Source organism: Pseudomonas sp. P135, assembly GCF_020312125.1.
GTDB lineage: Bacteria > Pseudomonadota > Gammaproteobacteria > Pseudomonadales > Pseudomonadaceae > Aquipseudomonas > Aquipseudomonas fragariae.
Genome location: NZ_JAGPYR010000012.1, coordinates 46,163 through 63,877, shown reverse-complemented (window position 1 = coordinate 63,877; position 17,715 = coordinate 46,163). Strand labels below are relative to the sequence as shown.

The window sequence follows — 17,715 nt, the reverse complement described above, 5'->3', positions numbered from 1 at the left end:
GCCAGTTTACTGCCCGACGTGCGGATTGGGAACGGCGCTGTCAGAGATGGCTGCGCCATAGCCCTCGATGAACTCGGCAGGCATGCGCTTGGGTCGCCCACTGGACAGTTCGATGCAGACAAAGGTGGTTTGCGCGCGTAATAGCGTCAGGTTGTCGGCAGGACGCTTGAGCTGAAAGCAGCGGGTCATTTTCAGGCGGCGGTCCCAGTCGACGATCCAGGTCGCCAACTGCAGTTCGTCGTTCTCGTAGGCGCTGGCCAGGTAATCGATCTCATGCCTGACCACCGCCATGGCCCGGTCCAGACGCCGATATTCAGTCAGGTCCAGCCCGAGAAACTGCGAATGACGCCAGGCACAGCGCTCCAGCCAGGACACATAGACGGCGTTATTGGCGTGCCCCAGCCCGTCGATGTCTTCGGCGGCGACATTCAGATCAATGACGAAAGGCGTTGCCCGATCCCAGACCATGCGTGCTCCTGCTTGAGTAGATGTGATTGGCGGGAGTGTAGCGGGTCATGGCGCGCGTTCACACGCGCTGGCATGAAAAGCGCCCCTCGGAACGCCTTTTGCTCTTCACGCTACAGCGCTCAGAGTCACACACAAGTCTGGATAAGCCCGGATAAAAGGCCTGAAACCGTACGTGCAGACTGGACACAGACCTGTGGGAGTGAGCTTGCTCACGAAGACGATGCATCCAACCCCTATTTCCTGGGAGCTATACCGGCCTCTTCGCGAGCAAGCTCGCTCCCACAAGACTTATGTATAACCATGAGGGCTGTAGCGCGAGGATGCAGTTCGCGGCGCACTGCGTTGCGAACGCATAGAGGACGCGGAGTGTCCCGAACGGCATGCCAACGCAGTATCGGCACGAGAGTCGGTTACAGTTGAGTGTGGCAATAGATAAAAACAGAAAGGAGGGGTTTTCAAACCCCTAAAAAACAAAAGGGCCATTCAATAATCGAATGACCCTTGGTCCCGCAGAGCGGGAAATCGTGGCGTCCCCTAGGGGACTCGAACCCCTGTTACCGCCGTGAAAGGGCGGTGTCCTAGGCCACTAGACGAAGGGGACGCAAAACCTTCAGTCAGGTTCATCGAACGATGAACCCTGGCAAAATTGGTGGAGCTTAGCGGGATCGAACCGCTGACCTCCTGCATGCCATGCAGGCGCTCTCCCAGCTGAGCTAAAGCCCCGGATTTACGCCTCTCGGCGGAGATCAACCTTCCGGCATCACTCGGTGAAACTGGCGTCCCCTAGGGGACTCGAACCCCTGTTACCGCCGTGAAAGGGCGGTGTCCTAGGCCACTAGACGAAGGGGACAAAACCTTCTCGTAAAGCAAACGGTCGCTGGATCCGCTTGTTTCACATCATTTCAGAGCAGTGTAGCAGCACTCTGAAACGCTAAATTTGGTGGAGCTTAGCGGGATCGAACCGCTGACCTCCTGCATGCCATGCAGGCGCTCTCCCAGCTGAGCTAAAGCCCCACATCAGTGGACGGGGCGCATATTAAGCGTGAGTGACAGGGCTGTCAAATTTATTTTCTACAATCTGCAAACTTTTTTGTCGGTAATACAACCACTTACCATTCAACCCCCGGAAAACCGGGGGCGATTCACAGGAACAGGTAATGCCTCAGGCGATAGAGCCCAGAAGCTTTTCCCATTCCTTGTTTTCTTTCTTGGAAACGCCACCGAGCAAATCGAGGGCCTGACGCAGCCGGAAGCGGGTCAGGTCCGGACCGAGGATTTCCATCGCATCGGTCACCGACACCGAGTTGGCCTGGCCGGTGATCGCAGCGAACATCAGTGGCATGGCATCACGCAGCTTGAGTTCGAGATGCTCGACCACGGCCTGGATGCAGCCCATGATCCGCTCCTTCTCCCACTGACGCAGCGATTCCAGCTTCCACAGGATCAGTTGCATCACCTGACGCACCTGCTCCGGGGACAGCTTCTTGTGCTCGAACAGCTTCACATCAGGCGTGACGCCACCGGCGAAGAAGAAGCCGGCCAGCGGTGCGACCTGACTGAAGGTCTCTACCCTGCCCTGCACATGCGGTGCAATCTTCATCATGTAGTCAGGATTCAGCGCCCAGGTCTTCAGACGCGAGGCGAACTCCTCGACCGGCAGATCACGCAGCCATTGGCCATTGAGCCAGGAAAGCTTCTCGATATCGAAGATCGGCCCGCCCAGCGAAACACGCGACAGGTCGAAGTTGTCGACCATCTCCTGCAGGGAGAACTTCTCGCGCTCGTCAGGCATCGACCAGCCCATGCGCCCCAGGTAATTGAGCATCGCCTCGGGCATGAAGCCCATGCGCTCGTAGAAGGTGACTGAGGTGGGGTTCTTGCGCTTGGACAGCTTGCTCTTGTCGGGGTTACGCAGCAGCGGCATGTAGCACAACTGCGGCTTGTCCCAGCCGAAGTATTCGTACAGCAGGATCAGTTTCGGCGCCGATGGCAGCCATTCTTCACCGCGCAGTACGTGGGTGATGCCCATCAGGTGGTCATCGACGACGTTGGCGAGGAAGTAGGTCGGCAGGCCGTCGGTCTTCATCAGGACCTGCATGTCCATACGGTCCCACGGGATTTCGACTTCGCCACGCAGCATGTCAGGTACTACGCAGACACCTTCGGTCGGCACTTTCATGCGGATAACGTGTGGCTCGCCGGCATCCAGGCGGCGCTGAACCTCTTCCTTGGAGAGCAGCAAGGCACGACCGTCATAGCGCGGGGTTTCGCCCTTGGCCTGCTGTTCGGCGCGCATCTGGTCGAGTTCTTCGGCGGTGCAGAAGCACGGGAAGGCATGGCCCATGTCGACCAGTTGCTGCGCGTATTTCTGGTAGATGTCGCCGCGCTCGCTCTGCCGGTAGGGGCCGTGAGGACCACCGACGTCGGGGCCTTCGCTCCAGTCGATGCCCAGCCAGCGCAGTGCGTCGAAGATCTGCTGTTCGGACTCGCGGGTAGAGCGCAGTTGATCGGTGTCTTCAATGCGCAGGATGAACTCGCCGCCATGCTGTTTGGCAAAGCAGTAGTTGAACAGCGCGATGTAGGCCGTGCCGACGTGGGGGTCGCCTGTGGGCGATGGCGCGATGCGGGTACGAACGGTGGTCATGGAAAATCCCGAATGAGGTCGATCAAGCGCGGAATGTTAACAGGCCGGGGGCATGGGGCTCCAGCACGGGCAATGTGATTGCGTTCGCGCTCCGCGCTCAGCGCTGCTCACAGGGCCCGATGGGTGCTGAAAAAAGGCTTCAAGCCACGATAGTTCTCGTTCCGCACGCTCCGCGTGGGAATGCAGTTCGTGACGCTCTGCGTCACAAAGCGGTTCTGCGATGTCAGGTGGATTGAGGTTCGGCTCAGGTCACCTTTTCGCCCCTCGGCGACCTACTTTGATGGGGCCAAAGTAGGCAAACCCCCCTCGCTCCTGTTTCCGGCCCGACTTCGTCGGGTTCCTTCGCCCTGACACTGATCCGGGGGTCGCCGCAACGGACCATCCATGGTCCGGTGCGGCTAGCCTGGCGTCCTGCCAGGCTACCCCCGGATCAGCGCCAGGACTCAGCCGTCACTTACGTCGCACTCTGCGTCGTCTGTGCCATCGCGCTCAAAAAGCACTTTAGGGCAATTTGGCTAAAGGCACGGCTCGGGAGTTGATGACTATCGTTCCTCACGCTCCGCGTGGGAATGCAGTTCGTGACGCTCCGCGTCACACGGCAGTTCTGTCAGGTGGATTGAGATTTGACAACGGCATGCCAACGCAGAGCATTGGCACGATGATCAACGCGGATTGACGCGAGAGTCGGCTAGCCAATCAAACCGCCAGCAAGCGCTCGCGCAGTTTGCCGATTTCGTCGCGCATCTGCGCAGCGGCTTCGAATTCCAGGTCGCGGGCCAGTTGGTACATTTTTTCTTCCAGTTGGCGAATGCGTTTGTTGATCTCGCTCGGCGAGCGCAGTTCGTTCTCGTAGCGGGCGTTTTCTTCGGCGGCTTTGGCCATGCCTTTGCGCTTCTTGCTGCGCGAGCCAGGCACGGTGGCGCCTTCCATGATGTCGGCGACGTCCTTGAATACGCCTTTGGGCGTAATACCGTGTTCCAGGTTGAAAGCGATCTGCTTCTCGCGACGTCGCTCGGTCTCGCCGATGGCGCGCTCCATCGAGCCGGTAATCCGGTCGGCATACAGAATCGCCCGGCCGTTGAGGTTCCGTGCGGCCCGGCCAATGGTCTGGATCAGCGAACGGTCGGAGCGCAGGAAGCCTTCCTTGTCGGCATCGAGAATCGCCACCAGTGACACTTCAGGCATGTCCAGACCTTCGCGCAGCAGGTTGATGCCCACCAGCACGTCGAACGTCCCCAGTCGCAGGTCACGGATGATTTCGACACGTTCCACCGTATCGATGTCCGAGTGCAGGTAGCGCACCCGCACGCCGTGGTCACTCAGGTAGTCGGTCAAATCCTCGGACATGCGTTTGGTCAGCGTGGTGACCAGTACCCGCTCCTCAAGCGCAGCACGCTTGTGAATTTCCGACAGCAGGTCGTCGACCTGGGTCAGCGCCGGACGAATCTCGATCTGCGGGTCCACCAGGCCGGTCGGACGCACCACTTGCTCGACGATACGCCCGGCGTGCTCGGCCTCGTAGTTACCCGGAGTCGCCGAGACGAAAATGGTCTGCGGGCTGATCGCCTCCCACTCATCGAAGCGCATCGGCCGGTTATCCAGTGCCGACGGCAGGCGGAAGCCGTACTCGACCAGAGTTTCCTTGCGCGAACGGTCACCTTTGTACATCGCGCCGACCTGCGGCACGCTGACGTGGGATTCGTCGATCACCAGCAAGGCATCGGGGGGCAGGTAGTCAAACAAGGTCGGTGGCGGCGCACCGGACGGACGACCCGACAGGTAGCGCGAGTAGTTTTCGATACCGTTGCAGTAGCCCAGCTCGAGCATCATTTCCAGATCGAAACGGGTGCGCTGCTCGAGACGCTGGGCTTCCACCAGTTTGTTCTGGCTGCGCAGGTATTCGAGGCGCTCCTGCAGCTCGACCTTGATGTTTTCCATCGCCTCGATCAGCGTTTCGCGCGGGGTAACGTAGTGGCTTTTCGGATAGAAGGTGAAGCGCGGCAGCTTGCGAATCACCTCGCCGGTCAGTGGATCGAACGCCGACAGGCTCTCGACCTCGTCATCGAACAGTTCGACCCGGATCGCTTCCAGATCGGATTCGGCCGGGTAGATGTCGATCACGTCGCCGCGCACCCGGAAGGTCGCACGGGCAAAGTCCATGTCGTTACGGGTGTATTGCAGATCGGCCAGGCGGCGCAGCAAGGCACGCTGATCGAGTTTGTCGCCGCGATCGATGTGCATGACCATGCGCAGATAGGTTTCCGGACTGCCCAGACCGTAAATGCACGACACCGTGGTGACGATGATCGCATCCTTGCGCTCCAGCAGCGCCTTGGTCGCCGACAGGCGCATCTGTTCGATGTGGTCGTTGATCGACGCATCCTTCTCGATGAAGGTGTCGGACGACGGCACATAGGCTTCGGGCTGGTAGTAGTCGTAGTAGGAAACGAAATACTCCACGGCGTTGTTCGGGAAAAACGCCTTGAATTCGCCATACAACTGCGCGGCCAGGGTCTTGTTCGGTGCCAGCACCAGCGTCGGACGCTTGATCTGGGAAATCACGTTGGCGATGCTGAACGTCTTGCCCGAGCCGGTCACCCCGAGCAAGGTCTGATGCGCGAGCCCTGCGTCGATCCCTTCGACCAGTTGGCGAATGGCCTCGGGCTGATCGCCGGCTGGCTCAAAGCGGGTAACGAGCTGGAACTCGGACATAACTGACCTCTTGAATGGTGCGCGTGTGACGGGTTCGCGTGAATCTCCGCGACCTGACCGCCTCGACGGCACAACTGGAAATATTCGTCGGCGCATGACGGCGCGCCATGACGAAATCATCGCAAACAGCCGTTCCCGCCGGGAAGCAGGCGTGCGATGTTTTGAAGTGATGGCTAATAGATGGAGTCATATATCAGCCTTTCAAGGCATCCACTTAAAGCATTGAGGTTTTAACCGAACGAACGTTCTACAAATATGCGCAAAAACCTGTAAAAAACCCGCCCTGCACTGTCGATCACCGAGGGGATGCTCTCTATACTACGCTCTGTTTGCGCACCGCTTTGGCGCATCGAGCCTCAGCGTGTCCCCTTCCCACTCTTCACCAAGAGCCGCCGCACCATGAGCCTGTTTTCCGCTGTCGAAATGGCACCCCGCGATCCGATCCTGGGTATCAACGAAGCCTTCAACGCCGACACCCGCAGCACCAAGGTCAACCTTGGCGTAGGCGTCTACTGTGATGAAGACGGGCGCATCCCCCTGCTGCGCGCCGTGGCCGAAGCCGAGAAGGTCCGTGTCGCCCAGCATGCTCCGCGTGGCTACCTGCCGATCGACGGTATTGCCGCCTATGACCAGGCCGTGCAAAAACTGTTGCTGGGCGCTGATTCGCCGCTGATCGCCTCGGGCCGCGTGCTGACCACCCAATCGGTCGGCGGCACCGGCGCACTGAAGATCGGTGCCGATTTCCTCAAGCAGCTGCTGCCCGATGCCGTCGTCGCCATCAGCGACCCGAGCTGGGAAAACCACCGTGCGCTGTTCGAAACCGCAGGCTTTGCGGTGCAGAACTATCGCTACTACGACGCTGCCACTCACGACGTGAACCGTGCCGGCATGCTCGAAGACCTGCACAACCTGCCGAACAACTCGGTGGTGGTGTTGCATGCCTGCTGCCACAACCCGACCGGCGTCGACCTGAGCCTGGATGACTGGAAAAAAGTGCTGGAAGTGGTCAAGGCCAAGGGCCACGTACCGTTTCTGGATATGGCCTACCAAGGCTTCGGTCAGGGTATTCAGGAAGATGCGCTGGCAGTGCGCCTGTTTGCCGAGTCGGGCCTGACCTTCTTCGCCTCCAGCTCGTTCTCCAAATCGCTGTCGCTGTATGGCGAACGCGTCGGCGCGCTGTCGATCATCACCGAATCGAAGGAAGAAACCACTCGCGTCCTGTCCCAGGTCAAACGCGTGATCCGTACCAACTACTCCAACCCGCCGACCCACGGTGCGATCATCTCCGCTGCGGTGCTTAACGACCCGACGTTGCGTGCAATGTGGGAAGAGGAACTGGGCGAAATGCGTCTGCGCATCCAGGGCATGCGCAAGGCGATGGTCGAGCGTCTGGCTGATAACCCGGCCGGTCAGGACTTCAGCTTCGTCGCTCGCCAGTGCGGCATGTTTTCCTACTCCGGCCTGACCGCCGAACAGGCCCAGCGCCTGCGCAGCGAGTTCGGCATCTACGCGCTGGACACCGGGCGTATCTGCGTGGCCGCGCTGAATCAGAAGAACATCGACGTAGTGTGTGATGCGATCAAGCAGGTTCTTTAAGTTTTAAGCTGCAAGCTGCAAGCTGCAAGCAAGAGCAAGAGCGGTTCTGCTTTTTCTTGAAGCTTGTAGCTTGTAGCTCCCAGCTCCCAGCTCCGCTGGGCACTTTCCATCGAACGATCTGAAAAAACCTGCCTCGAAACTCTGTCAGCACATTTTCTGAACCAGATATCGAGGTACTCATGTCTATCGAACCGCAACGTCAGAAAGAACCGACGCCAAATCAGGACGCACCTGCCAGCCCGGGCCCGGACCGCAACGATCCGGCAATCGAGCCGCAAGTCGGTGACGTGAAACCCGAGACTGAAAAGGGCAATGGCCAGAGCCAGGGCCAGACGCCTTCCCCCAGCCAGTCACAGACTCAGTCGCAGAGCCAGTCAACCAGCGACAGCGCCTATGTGCCTGACCATGAGCCGGAAGAAAAAACCGAGGACTTACGCAATCATCAGCCAACCACGGGTGCTGACGCCGACATCGATACACCCGGCGGCTGATTCCCGGCAAGCGCATTTGGGCCGCATGGCCCAAACGCTTTTCTTGCCTCTTTCAGCGATTGGCCCCCTCGCTTATCACCTGCACCTCATACGCAGGATCAGCCTTGATCTGCTGTTCAGTGAACGGCAACGCCTGCCACCGCTTTTTTGAAAACGCCTCAGTCTGGTCGCTTGAATGGGCTGACTGTGGATTGCTCGACTCCGAGAACGCCAGTAGACCCTGCGCCTTGGGGCCCTGCTCGTCGAACGTCACCACCTGCAGGTAGCTGGTGCCACTGACCACCTCGCGCTTGCCGTCCTTGCCAGCGATTGTCTGCATGGCGTTGTAGACGCCCAGCCCGGCCGGCCCGCCGTGAATCGGGATCTGCTTGCCGCTGATGCTGGAGACCTGAATGTCGCCCCATTTACTGCCTGCCGAGAGGCCTGCTTTGGCCACTTCATCCACTGCGGCCAACATGGCAGCGCGCAATGCAGTGGCGACCTGAGGGTTCTCAATCGCCAGCCCGCTCGGCGTGTGAACCGGGTCCCGCGGGTCGAACGCAACACGCCAGCGCGAGGCCACAGCCTGCATGGACGTCACGATTCTCTGGAAGTACACGAAGCCGATGCCGCTGTTCAGGTCAGCACGCCCGTCCCAGGCTTTCAGTGCGGTACACAGCGGCGTCAGACGCGCCGCATCATCACCCAGCTCCGAGGCACAGAACCTGAGCAGATCCGGCAGCACTTGCCCGGCCTGATACACCTCGTTGTCCATGACCATCGCTTGCAGGTTCTCGACGCTGATCTTGCCCGCCGTCTTCAGGCTGCCCAGCCGATCCAGGGCAAAACGTGCTCGCTGTCCCAGCGGCTGGCCGTCCTGGCTGATCAGCGGCGAAAAGCCCTGCAGCGGCGCAGCGGGATTGACCATCCACGCCGAATCGTTGGAATGCTGCACGAAATCGCTCCGCAGCAACTGCGGCTGGCGCGAGGACGGATAGATGCCGGCTTGTGCTGCCTCTGCGGAGACCTCCCAGTTGCATTCACTGCGCGAGCCGTCGAGCACGATCAGCTCTGTGCCGATGCGCGGATCACTGCATCGGGCAAGCCTGGCGGCATCAACGTTCGGCACCACCGAGAGGTTCATGTACAGCGCCTGCCCCTGGGCATCCACCGCCAGGGTGTTGACCCACGGGATGCCCTGGATCTTACGTACCGAATCCTGAAACGCCTTGAGGCTGTCGGCCTTGTCCATCGCATACCACTGCTGCAACACCCGATCATTTTGCAGGTTGGCATCACGCAGACTGAAGGCAAACTTACTATCCCAGTCCAGCTTGCCCGGCCATTGCACCACCGGACCGAATATGGACGAATAGACGATGCGTGGCACCGACTTCAGGCTGCCATCCGCTTGCTTCACGTCGACACTCACCTGCTGCTTGCCCATGGCAACCGATTGGCCATCCAGCAGGTAACGGGTGGAATCCTTCGGGTCGAGCTGCAGGCGATGCAGCGTGAAGTGTTTCGACGTGTCGACGGTATGGCTCCAGGCCAGATGCTGATTGAAGCCGATGTTGATCAGCGGCAGGCCCGGCAGCGCTGCGCCCATCACGTCGAGTTTGCCGGGAATGGTCAGGTGCATTTGATAGAAACGCATGCCGCCGCCCCATGGGAAATGCGGATTGGCCAACAGCATGCCGCGTCCGTTGGCGGACAGCTCGCGTCCTATTGCCACGGCATTGCTGCCGCGTTCCAGAGCAAAACGCTGGTTACGCGCAGCGGCCAGTTGCAGCGCCTGAGCCTGCTGAGCATCGACCTGCAGTGGTTTTTGCTGTGCAGGCGGCGTGGCACCGGCCAGCGCTTCGGCAAACTGCCCAACGCCCCCCTCGACCAGCAGGCGGCGGGTCAAACGCAGCAGATCATCGGTGCTGATCGGTCGAACCCACTCGGCCGCACAGGGTTGCGGCAGGCCTTGGGTGGTCTGCTCGGCCAGCGAACGGTTGTAACCGGCGACATAACCCTGCATCAACTGGCGAATCTCCCGCGGCTGCGCATTCCAGAAATCCGCCAGTGCCTGCGGCGTATTGAGCCACTGGAACAGCAGGTCGCTGGCCATGTTGTTGCGCTGCTCAAGGGTCGCCTTGTCCGGGCCGAAATAGCGCGAGCGCTGGCCATTGACGGTGACCACCTCATTGGCCAGCAGGCACAGGTTGTCCTGCGCGTAGGCATAACCGATGCCGTAGCCCAGACCGCGCTCATTGGCGGCAACGATGTGCGGCACGCCAAAACCGGTCCGCCGGATCTCGGCCCTGGCCGCCTGATTTCCAGGCTCAACCAAGGCCTGCGCAGGCAAAATCACAGCGAATGAAAGACCTGCAAACAGAAAACCGCACAGGGGTCTGAAAATAATCACGCTGACTCCAACTCGACAAGACGACCCGAATTAGCCGCTCCCGTTAAACGAAGCACGGACGCTGATGTTTAGCCGAAGCGGACAACCCGTGATCGACGCTAAATTCCTGCCGGCATGCCTCGTTTAAAGGGCAGCTCTCGTGGCCGTCGCTCACCGACCGACTGATCTCCCAGCGCAGGAATCTGCATGAAACGCTCTCGACATCCTCGACGCGCCCTCCTGGTGGCGCTGTGCCTGTTCCCGGTCATTGCCGTATGCGCCTGGCAGATCCTGCCCGACAGCAAAAGCAGCGCCGCAACTGTGACGGTGACCCGCGGCACGATCGAAAACAGCGTCACGGCGTTGGGTACCCTGCAGCCGCGCAGCTACGTGGACGTGGGCTCGCAGGCCAGCGGGCAGATCATGAAAATCCACGCCCAGGTCGGCGATCAGGTCAAGGAAGGCGACTTGCTGGTCGAAATCGATCCTTCGACGCAAAAAGCCAAGCTCGACGCCGCACGCTACGCCATCGACAACCTCAAGGCGCAATTGCAGGAACAGCGTGCGCTGCACGAACTGGCCGAACAGAAGCAGCAGCGCCAGAAGCGCCTCGCCGCAGGCGGTGCCACGCGGGCCGAGGACGTGCAGGCTGCGGAATCGGAATTTCGCGCCACCCAGGCACGGGTCGACATGTTCAAGGCGCAGATTCTCGAAGCCCAGGCCGCCCTGCGCAGCGACGAAGCAGCGCTGGGCTACACCCGTATTTTCGCGCCCATGAGCGGCACAGTGGTGGCCCTCGACGCACGTGAAGGCCAGACGCTGAACGCACAACAACAGACGCCGCTGATTCTGCGCATCGCCCGCTTGTCGCCGATGACGGTCTGGGCCGAGGTCTCGGAAGCCGATATCGGCCATGTCAAACCCGGCATGACTGCCTATTTCACCACCCTGAGCGGCGGCAACCGGCGCTGGAGCAGCACCGTGCGACAGATCCTGCCAGTACCGCCCAGGCCGCTGGATCAAGCCAATCAGGGCGGCGGCAGCCCGAGCAGTGCGCGCAAGAACGGCGGTGGCCGGGTGGTGTTGTACACCGTGCTGCTGGACGTGGATAACAGCGATCAGGCGCTGATGGCAGAAATGACCGCGCAGATATTTTTCGTCGCCGATAAAGCCGAGAACACACTTACCGCGCCACTCGCGGCGTTGCGAAACGGAGCGCAGACCGATCGGCAGACCGCCCAGGTGTTGTCTGCCAATGGCGAGGTGCAGAACCGTCAGGTACGCACCGGCATCAGCGACCGCCTGCGCGTGCAGGTACTCGACGGCCTGAATGAAGGTGAGCGCCTGCTGGTGCCCGCCTCTGTCGGCAGCGGGGGCTGAATGCGCACGCCGCTGATCGACCTGCGAGGCATTCGCAAATCCTACGGCGGAGGCGACAGCCCGCTGGTCAACGTGCTGCGCGGCATCGATCTGTCGATTCATACCGGTGAGTTCGTGGCGATTGTCGGCGCTTCCGGGTCCGGCAAGTCGACGCTGATGAACATCCTCGGTTGTCTGGACCGTCCAACCTCGGGCGAATACCTGTTCGCCGGAGAAAACGTCGCCGCGCTGGGCAGCGACGAACTCGCCTGGCTGCGCCGCGAGGCATTCGGGTTCGTGTTTCAGGGCTATCACCTGATTCCGTCCGGCTCGGCCCAGGAAAACGTCGAGATGCCGGCGATCTACGCCGGGACGCCCGCCGCAGAGCGTCATGCCCGAGCCGCCGCCCTGCTCGACCGGCTGGGCCTGGCGTCGCGCACCGGCAATCGGCCGCACCAGTTGTCCGGCGGCCAGCAGCAACGGGTGTCCATCGCCCGCGCCTTGATGAATGGCGGGCACATCATCCTCGCCGACGAGCCCACCGGTGCGCTGGACAGCCACAGTGGCGCGGAGGTCATGACTCTGCTCGACGAACTGGCGAGCCAGGGCCATGTGGTGATCCTCATCACCCATGATCGCGAAGTGGCGGCGCGCGCCAAACGGGTCATCGAGATCAGCGATGGGCTGGTGATCAGTGATACGGCTCAAGATGCTTCTGACGTGCAGCGCTCAGTCAATCCAGCCGCGCTGCAGGCGGTCGACCTGCGCAAGCGTCTGAGCGAAGGCAGCGGCAGCCAAAGCGCCTGGCAAGGCGAACTGTTCGACGCGATTCGGGCGGCGTGGCGAGTGATGTGGATCAACCGCTTCCGAACCGCGCTGACCTTGCTGGGCATCGTCATCGGCGTGGCGTCGGTGGTGGTGATGCTGGCTGTCGGCGAAGGCAGCAAACGTCAGGTGATGGCGCAGATGTCCTCGTTCGGTTCCAACATCATTTACCTCAACGGCAAGGCGCCCAACCCGCGTGCGCCCAAGGGCGTCATCACCCTGGAGGAAGTCGCTGCGCTGGGCGAGTTGCCCGAGGTGAAAATGATCATGCCGGTCAACGGCGGCCAGGCCGGGGTGCGCTACGGCAACCTCGATCATTCCAGTTACGTCGGCGGTAATGACACGCACTTTCCGGCGATCTTCAACTGGCCGGTGGTGGAAGGCAGTTATTTCAGCGAGGCTGATGAGCAGAACGCAGCCGCCGTGGCAGTGATTGGTTACAAGGTTCGCCAAAAACTGTTCGGCGAGCAGAGCGACCCTGTCGGCCAGTACATCCTGATCGAAAACGTGCCTTTTCAGGTGGTCGGCGTGCTGCAGGAAAAAGGCGCCACATCGGGCGATCTGGACAGCGACAATCGCATCGCCATCCCCTACTCGTCGGCCAGCATCCGCCTGTTCGGCACACAGGACCCCGAGTACATCACCATCGCCACCCGCGACGCCAACAACGTCAAACAGGCTGAACAGTCGATACGCAACCTGCTGCAACAGCTGCATCACGGCAAACAGGATTACGAGCTGACCAACAACGCCGCGATGATCCAGGCCGAAGCCCGCACCCAGAACACCCTGTCGCTGATGCTCGGCTCGATTGCCGCCATTTCCTTGCTGGTCGGCGGTATCGGAGTGATGAACATCATGCTGATGACGGTGCGCGAACGCACCCGTGAAATCGGCATCCGCATGGCCACCGGCGCGCGGCAGAGCGACATCCTGCGGCAGTTTCTCACCGAGGCGGTGATGCTTTCCGTGGTCGGCGGGCTGGCCGGTATCGTGCTGGCGCTGGGCATGGGCGCAGCGCTGCTGCTGAGTAAGGTGGCCGTGGCGTTCACCCTGCCGGCTGTGGCCGGGGCGTTTGCCTGCGCCCTGATCACCGGCGTGATCTTCGGTTTCATGCCGGCCCGCAAGGCTGCCCGCCTCGACCCGGTCGCGGCCCTCACCAGTGAATGATCGATCAATGAAGCCGAGTCTCTCCGTTTTGACTGCCTGTCTGTTGCTGAGCGCCTGCCAGACACCCGCCCCGCCGCCGGACAGCGGCATCCAGCCACCGGCAAGCTGGGCGTTTGCCGAAAACGCCGCCGCGCAGCGCAGCGACGTGCGTTGGTGGCAGCAGTTCGGCAGCCCGCAGCTGGATCGCCTGATCGAACAGGCCAGCCGCGACAGCCACGAAGTCGCTGCGGCGATGGCGCGGGTTCGTCAGGCACAGGCCAGCGCCATCATCGGCGGCGCGCCCTTGCTGCCGGAACTGGCCTTTGACCTGCGCGGCGAACGTAACCGGTTCCTGCGCAACAGCGACCGCAAGGCCAACCCTTCCGACGACAACAACACCAACAATTTCACCAGCGACCTGACCGCCAGCTATGAAGTGGATTTCTGGGGCGGCATCGCAGCGGGACGCGACAGCGCACTGCAAGGCCTGCGCGCCAGCCGGTTCGATCAGGCGACCGTGGAGCTGACCCTGCTGGCCAACGTCGCCGACCGCTATGCGCAAACCCTGGCGGCGCGCGAGCAAGGGCGGATTGCCGAGCTGAATCTGGCCAACGCGCAAGACGTGCTGCGCCTGGTGCAGACCCGCTATGAATCGGGCTCGGCAACGGCACTGGAGCTGGCACAGCAGAAGAATCTGGTTGCAACCCAGCAGCGTGAACTGCCCCGCGTTCAGCAACTGGCCAACGAGCAGTTGATCACCCTGGCGGCCTTGCTCGGTCAGCCGGTGCAGAATCTGCACCTCGCGGATCAGCCCTTCGACACCCTGAACTGGCCGGACATCGGCGCAGGTGTACCGAGCGAGTTGCTGACCCGCCGCCCTGATCTGGCCAAGGCCGAGGCTGACCTGGCAGCGGCACAGGCCAATGTCACCGTCGCCCGCGCCGCCATGCTGCCGAAACTGACCCTGAGCGCCAGGCTGGGCACCGAAAACACCCGCGCCGAAGACTGGCTGCGTGCACCGTTCAGCAGCCTCGCTGCCGGGCTGGTGGGGCCGATCTTCAACAATGGCCGCCTGGCTGCCGAGCGCGACAAGGCCACAGCGCGTCAGGAGGAACTGCTGGAAACCTATCGCGGCGCGATCATCAACAGCTTCGCCGACGTGGAAAAAGCCCTGAACAGCATTCGCGGCCTGGATCAACAGCGCTACTGGCACGAAGAAGAACTCAAACAGGCACAAACTGCCTTCCGCATCGCCCAGAGCCGCTATCAGGAAGGCGCCGAGGACCTGCTCACCGTACTGGAAACCCAGCGCACGCTGTACCTGGCGCAGGATGTCAGTGTGCAACTGCGGCTGGCGCGCCTGCAGGCGAGCATTGCGCTGTACAAGGCACTGGGTGGGAGCTGGCAGGTGCACTGAGCGCCACGCAAGGAACGATAATCCCACCACCACTATCGTGCGACGCAGAGCGTCGAGAACTGCATTCCCACGCAGGAGCGTGCGGAACGATAATCTCAACTCCGTGCTGAAGCTCTACGTCAATCTGCACGAACAACTCATTATCGTGCAACGCTCTGCGTCGTCATGCCGTTCCGGACGCTCCGCGCCCTCTTGCGACGCAGAGCGTCGAGAACTGCATTCCCACGCAGGAGCGTGAGGAACGATAATCCCGACTACCGTGCCGAAGCTCTGCGTCGGTCTGCGCGAACAACTCATTATCGTGCGACGCTCTGCGTCGCATGCCGTTCTGGACGCTCCGCGTCCTCTTGCGACGCAGAGCGTCGAGAACTGCATTCCCCCACTGGAGCGTGAGGAACGATAATCCCGACTATCGTGCTGAAGCTCTGCGTCAATCTGCACGAACAACTCATTATCGTGCGACGCTCCGCGTCGCATGCCGTTCCGGACGCTCTGCGTCCTCTTGCGACGCAGAGCGTCGAGAACTGCATTCCCACGCTGGAGCGTGAGGAACGATAATCCCAACTACCGTGCTGAAGCTCTGCGTCGGTCTGCGCGAACAACTCATTATCGTGCGACGCTCCGCGTCGCATGCCGTTCCGGACGCTCTGCGTCCTCTTGCGACGCAGAGCGTCATGAACTGCATTCCCGCGCTGGAGCGTGAGGAACGATAATCCCGACTATCGCGCTGAAGCTCTGCGTCAATCTGCACGAACAACTCATTATCGTGCGACGCTCTGCGTCGCATGCCGTTCCGGACGCTCTGCGTCCTCTTGCGACGCAGAGCGTCATGAACTGCATTCCCCCACTGGAGCGTGAGGAACGATAATCCCGACTATCGTGCTGAAGCTCTGCGTCAATCTGCACGAACAACTCATTATCGTGCGACGCTCTGCGTCGCATGCCGTTCTGGACGCTCCGCGTCCTCTTGTGCCACAGAACGTCATGGACGGCACTCCCAAGCCGGAGCGCTGGGAACGATAACCTCCACTGCCGTTGGTCAAAACCACCTCTCCGGCAACAGATTCCTTGCATACCAGGGCCTGCGTGGCACGCGGCGTAGCAGGTTGCTCAGTTTGTCATCTGCCGCAAAGGTGATGCGCAGCGCCAGCTTCATGACTTCCGGGTCCATTTCCATGGTCGTGCCTGCGGCCTGGCCGGGCATGGTACTGCAACCGTGGGTGTCCGGCCCCAGCCACGGGTCGCTGACGTTCACCCAGCGGCCTGGCGCAAACCACGGCACGCCGTTGACTTCCAGGCGCTTCACTTCGCCCGGATGGAAGCGCTCGTGGGCGCGGAACCAGTCCTCGATGCGGTCGTCGATCCAGCCATGGAACATCCAGAACACCGGGTTCACGTGCGATGAAAACGGGTCGGCGAGAAAGTCGTTTTCCGGCGCGAACCAGCGCTCGGCAAAATCATCCGAACGACGTGCCATCGGCACCGGCTGGCCGTTGGCCGGGTCGCGGGCCACCGAGGCCCAGCGCATGTGCAACCAGTCGTGCAGTTCCAGCTCGACCTGCGAGCCAAACTGGCCCAAGGTCAGCTTCGACAAGAAGCGCGGATCGCGATACTGGGATTCCCAGACCTGAAAATGCGTATGAAACGTCTCGTGGCTTTTGATATCGCTGACCAGCTGGGTGTATTCCTCGTCACCGTGCGCCAGCCAGTTGGGCGGCAGCGAACAACCGTCGTGATTGTCGAAATAGCGGGCAAAGCCCAGCCGGTCGCGCTCCAGCTCAGGCTGCGGCAGTGGAAAGCGCGGCCATGACGGCAAGTCCTGAATCCTGCGTGCCTGGATCAGCATGTGCCGGTGCATATAAAAGAAGTCTTCGCCCGAGCCGTTGCGGTCCTTGTGCGGGCCACGCGCATCGCGCTCATGCTCACGCGGGCCCGGCTGCCAGCCAATGCCGCGCAGGGCGTCACGCTTGTCTTCGGGCAGTTTGTGCCATTTGTCTCGCGAGGCATGCCAGAGCTGATGGAACAGACGATGCTCCCTGGACACCAGCCAGGCCAGAAACGGCGGGCTCAGACCGACCCTTTCCCGCGCCTCTGGAAACACCTGCTTGATCGCGATCAGACGGCTTTCCAGTTCCGGCAGGGCCAGCGCTCGGTCCAGACGTTCGATACGCCCGCTCAGGGTGCCGCTGCCTGCGTTACCGAATGCGCCCCAGACTTCATCGAGGGTCAGGCTGAATTCGTAATCCGGGTTGTCGCTGTGCGGGTCATTGCCGGCATGGCCGTCCATGACCCGCAGGTAGAGTCTTGCGGCGTTGGCCGGTTGCAGATCGCCAATCACCCGAAAACGCGGCAGTCCATCGCTGCGCAATCGTTCGGCCGTGTCGATATAGCCGCGCAGGCCGCGACCGCGCGGGGCAATGTCGAGAAACATTTCCAGGCCTTCGAGCGGCGCACCGCTCAGCCCGGCATCGCGCCCCTCGAAACGCAGGGTCCACACCCCGCGCAGCTTGTCGGCCAGGCGCTGAGTGGCGGTATCGGCAGGCCCCGCCGTCGCTTCGCCCGGCGTTTCGGGCAGGTCGACCCGGGTGAGTTCCCGATGCGCGTAATACGCTGCCGGAACTGCCGCACCGGTCAGCGCCAGCCCCGCTATGAACCCTCGTCGAGAAATCGTCATTACCCTACC

General features: G+C 61.5%; 10 protein-coding genes and 4 tRNA genes. 5 read left to right on the top strand and 9 right to left on the bottom strand.

The window, feature by feature from the left end:
* Positions 1–6: 6 nt before the first annotated feature.
* From KBY08_RS17920 to uvrB, 7 genes are all read right to left on the bottom strand, one after another.
* Positions 7–468: an acyl-CoA thioesterase gene (locus tag KBY08_RS17920; RefSeq protein WP_003397383.1), complete on the bottom strand. Its 462-nt coding sequence runs from the start codon at positions 466–468 to the stop codon at positions 7–9.
* Positions 469–993: 525 nt separating this feature from the next.
* A tRNA-Glu gene (locus KBY08_RS17915) sits at positions 994–1,069 on the bottom strand.
* A gap of 46 nt (positions 1,070–1,115) precedes the next feature.
* Positions 1,116–1,191: transfer RNA gene (locus KBY08_RS17910), tRNA-Ala, on the bottom strand.
* Between the two features lie 51 nt (positions 1,192–1,242).
* A tRNA-Glu gene (locus KBY08_RS17905) sits at positions 1,243–1,318 on the bottom strand.
* 88 nt (positions 1,319–1,406) lie between these two features.
* Positions 1,407–1,482, bottom strand: a tRNA-Ala gene (locus KBY08_RS17900).
* Positions 1,483–1,630: 148 nt separating this feature from the next.
* Entirely contained in the window at positions 1,631–3,112 is a 1,482-nt protein-coding gene (gene gltX / locus KBY08_RS17895) for a glutamate--tRNA ligase (protein WP_011267360.1), read from the bottom strand.
* Positions 3,113–3,808: 696 nt separating this feature from the next.
* Positions 3,809–5,824: an excinuclease ABC subunit UvrB gene (uvrB, locus tag KBY08_RS17890; protein WP_003345654.1), complete on the bottom strand. Its 2,016-nt coding sequence runs from the start codon at positions 5,822–5,824 to the stop codon at positions 3,809–3,811.
* Positions 5,825–6,223: 399 nt separating this feature from the next.
* Here uvrB and KBY08_RS17885 point away from each other — a divergent pair, with 399 nt between their 5' ends.
* Together KBY08_RS17885 and KBY08_RS17880 are read left to right on the top strand one after the other, a co-directional pair.
* A complete protein-coding gene (locus KBY08_RS17885; protein WP_003407696.1) occupies positions 6,224–7,420 on the top strand; it encodes an amino acid aminotransferase in 1,197 nt (398 codons plus the stop codon).
* Between the two features lie 179 nt (positions 7,421–7,599).
* Positions 7,600–7,911, top strand: a complete 312-nt coding sequence (locus tag KBY08_RS17880) for a hypothetical protein (protein ID WP_111522678.1) — start codon at positions 7,600–7,602, stop codon at positions 7,909–7,911.
* Positions 7,912–7,963: 52 nt separating this feature from the next.
* On the opposite strand, the gene KBY08_RS17875 is transcribed toward KBY08_RS17880, so the two are convergent.
* Positions 7,964–10,303, bottom strand: a complete 2,340-nt coding sequence (locus KBY08_RS17875) for an acylase (protein WP_111522679.1) — start codon at positions 10,301–10,303, stop codon at positions 7,964–7,966.
* Positions 10,304–10,489: 186 nt separating this feature from the next.
* Between KBY08_RS17875 and KBY08_RS17870 the strand changes: the two genes are divergently transcribed.
* The 3 genes from KBY08_RS17870 to KBY08_RS17860 are packed head-to-tail and all read left to right on the top strand — an operon-like array spanning position 10,490 to position 15,032.
* Complete coding sequence (locus KBY08_RS17870; protein WP_011267357.1) at positions 10,490–11,662, top strand: efflux RND transporter periplasmic adaptor subunit; 1,173 nt, start codon at positions 10,490–10,492, stop codon at positions 11,660–11,662.
* Positions 11,663–13,636: a MacB family efflux pump subunit gene (locus tag KBY08_RS17865; RefSeq protein ID WP_011267356.1), complete on the top strand. Its 1,974-nt coding sequence runs from the start codon at positions 11,663–11,665 to the stop codon at positions 13,634–13,636. It begins immediately after the preceding gene.
* Positions 13,637–13,643: 7 nt separating this feature from the next.
* The gene (locus KBY08_RS17860; RefSeq protein WP_024660359.1) at positions 13,644–15,032 is read left to right on the top strand and encodes an efflux transporter outer membrane subunit; all 1,389 of its coding nucleotides are present in this window, start codon (positions 13,644–13,646) and stop codon (positions 15,030–15,032) included.
* Between the two features lie 1,039 nt (positions 15,033–16,071).
* On the opposite strand, the gene KBY08_RS17855 is transcribed toward KBY08_RS17860, so the two are convergent.
* The gene (locus KBY08_RS17855) at positions 16,072–17,706 is read right to left on the bottom strand and encodes a PvdJ/PvdD/PvdP-like protein (protein WP_111522683.1); all 1,635 of its coding nucleotides are present in this window, start codon (positions 17,704–17,706) and stop codon (positions 16,072–16,074) included.
* Positions 17,707–17,715 lie beyond the last annotated feature (9 nt).

Bases quoted from the DNA above. Each gene is read 5' to 3' on its own strand.
- KBY08_RS17855 (WP_111522683.1), bottom strand. From the start codon at position 17,706: ATGACGATTTCTCGACGAGGGTTCATAGCGGGGCTGGCGCTGACCGGT.
- KBY08_RS17865 (WP_011267356.1), top strand. From the start codon at position 11,663: ATGCGCACGCCGCTGATCGACCTGCGAGGCATTCGCAAATCCTACGGC.
- gltX (WP_011267360.1), bottom strand. From the start codon at position 3,112: ATGACCACCGTTCGTACCCGCATCGCGCCATCGCCCACAGGCGACCCC.
- KBY08_RS17920 (WP_003397383.1), bottom strand. From the start codon at position 468: ATGGTCTGGGATCGGGCAACGCCTTTCGTCATTGATCTGAATGTCGCC.
- KBY08_RS17870 (WP_011267357.1), top strand. From the start codon at position 10,490: ATGAAACGCTCTCGACATCCTCGACGCGCCCTCCTGGTGGCGCTGTGC.
- KBY08_RS17880 (WP_111522678.1), top strand. From the start codon at position 7,600: ATGTCTATCGAACCGCAACGTCAGAAAGAACCGACGCCAAATCAGGAC.
- KBY08_RS17885 (WP_003407696.1), top strand. From the start codon at position 6,224: ATGAGCCTGTTTTCCGCTGTCGAAATGGCACCCCGCGATCCGATCCTG.
- uvrB (WP_003345654.1), bottom strand. From the start codon at position 5,824: ATGTCCGAGTTCCAGCTCGTTACCCGCTTTGAGCCAGCCGGCGATCAG.
- KBY08_RS17860 (WP_024660359.1), top strand. From the start codon at position 13,644: ATGAAGCCGAGTCTCTCCGTTTTGACTGCCTGTCTGTTGCTGAGCGCC.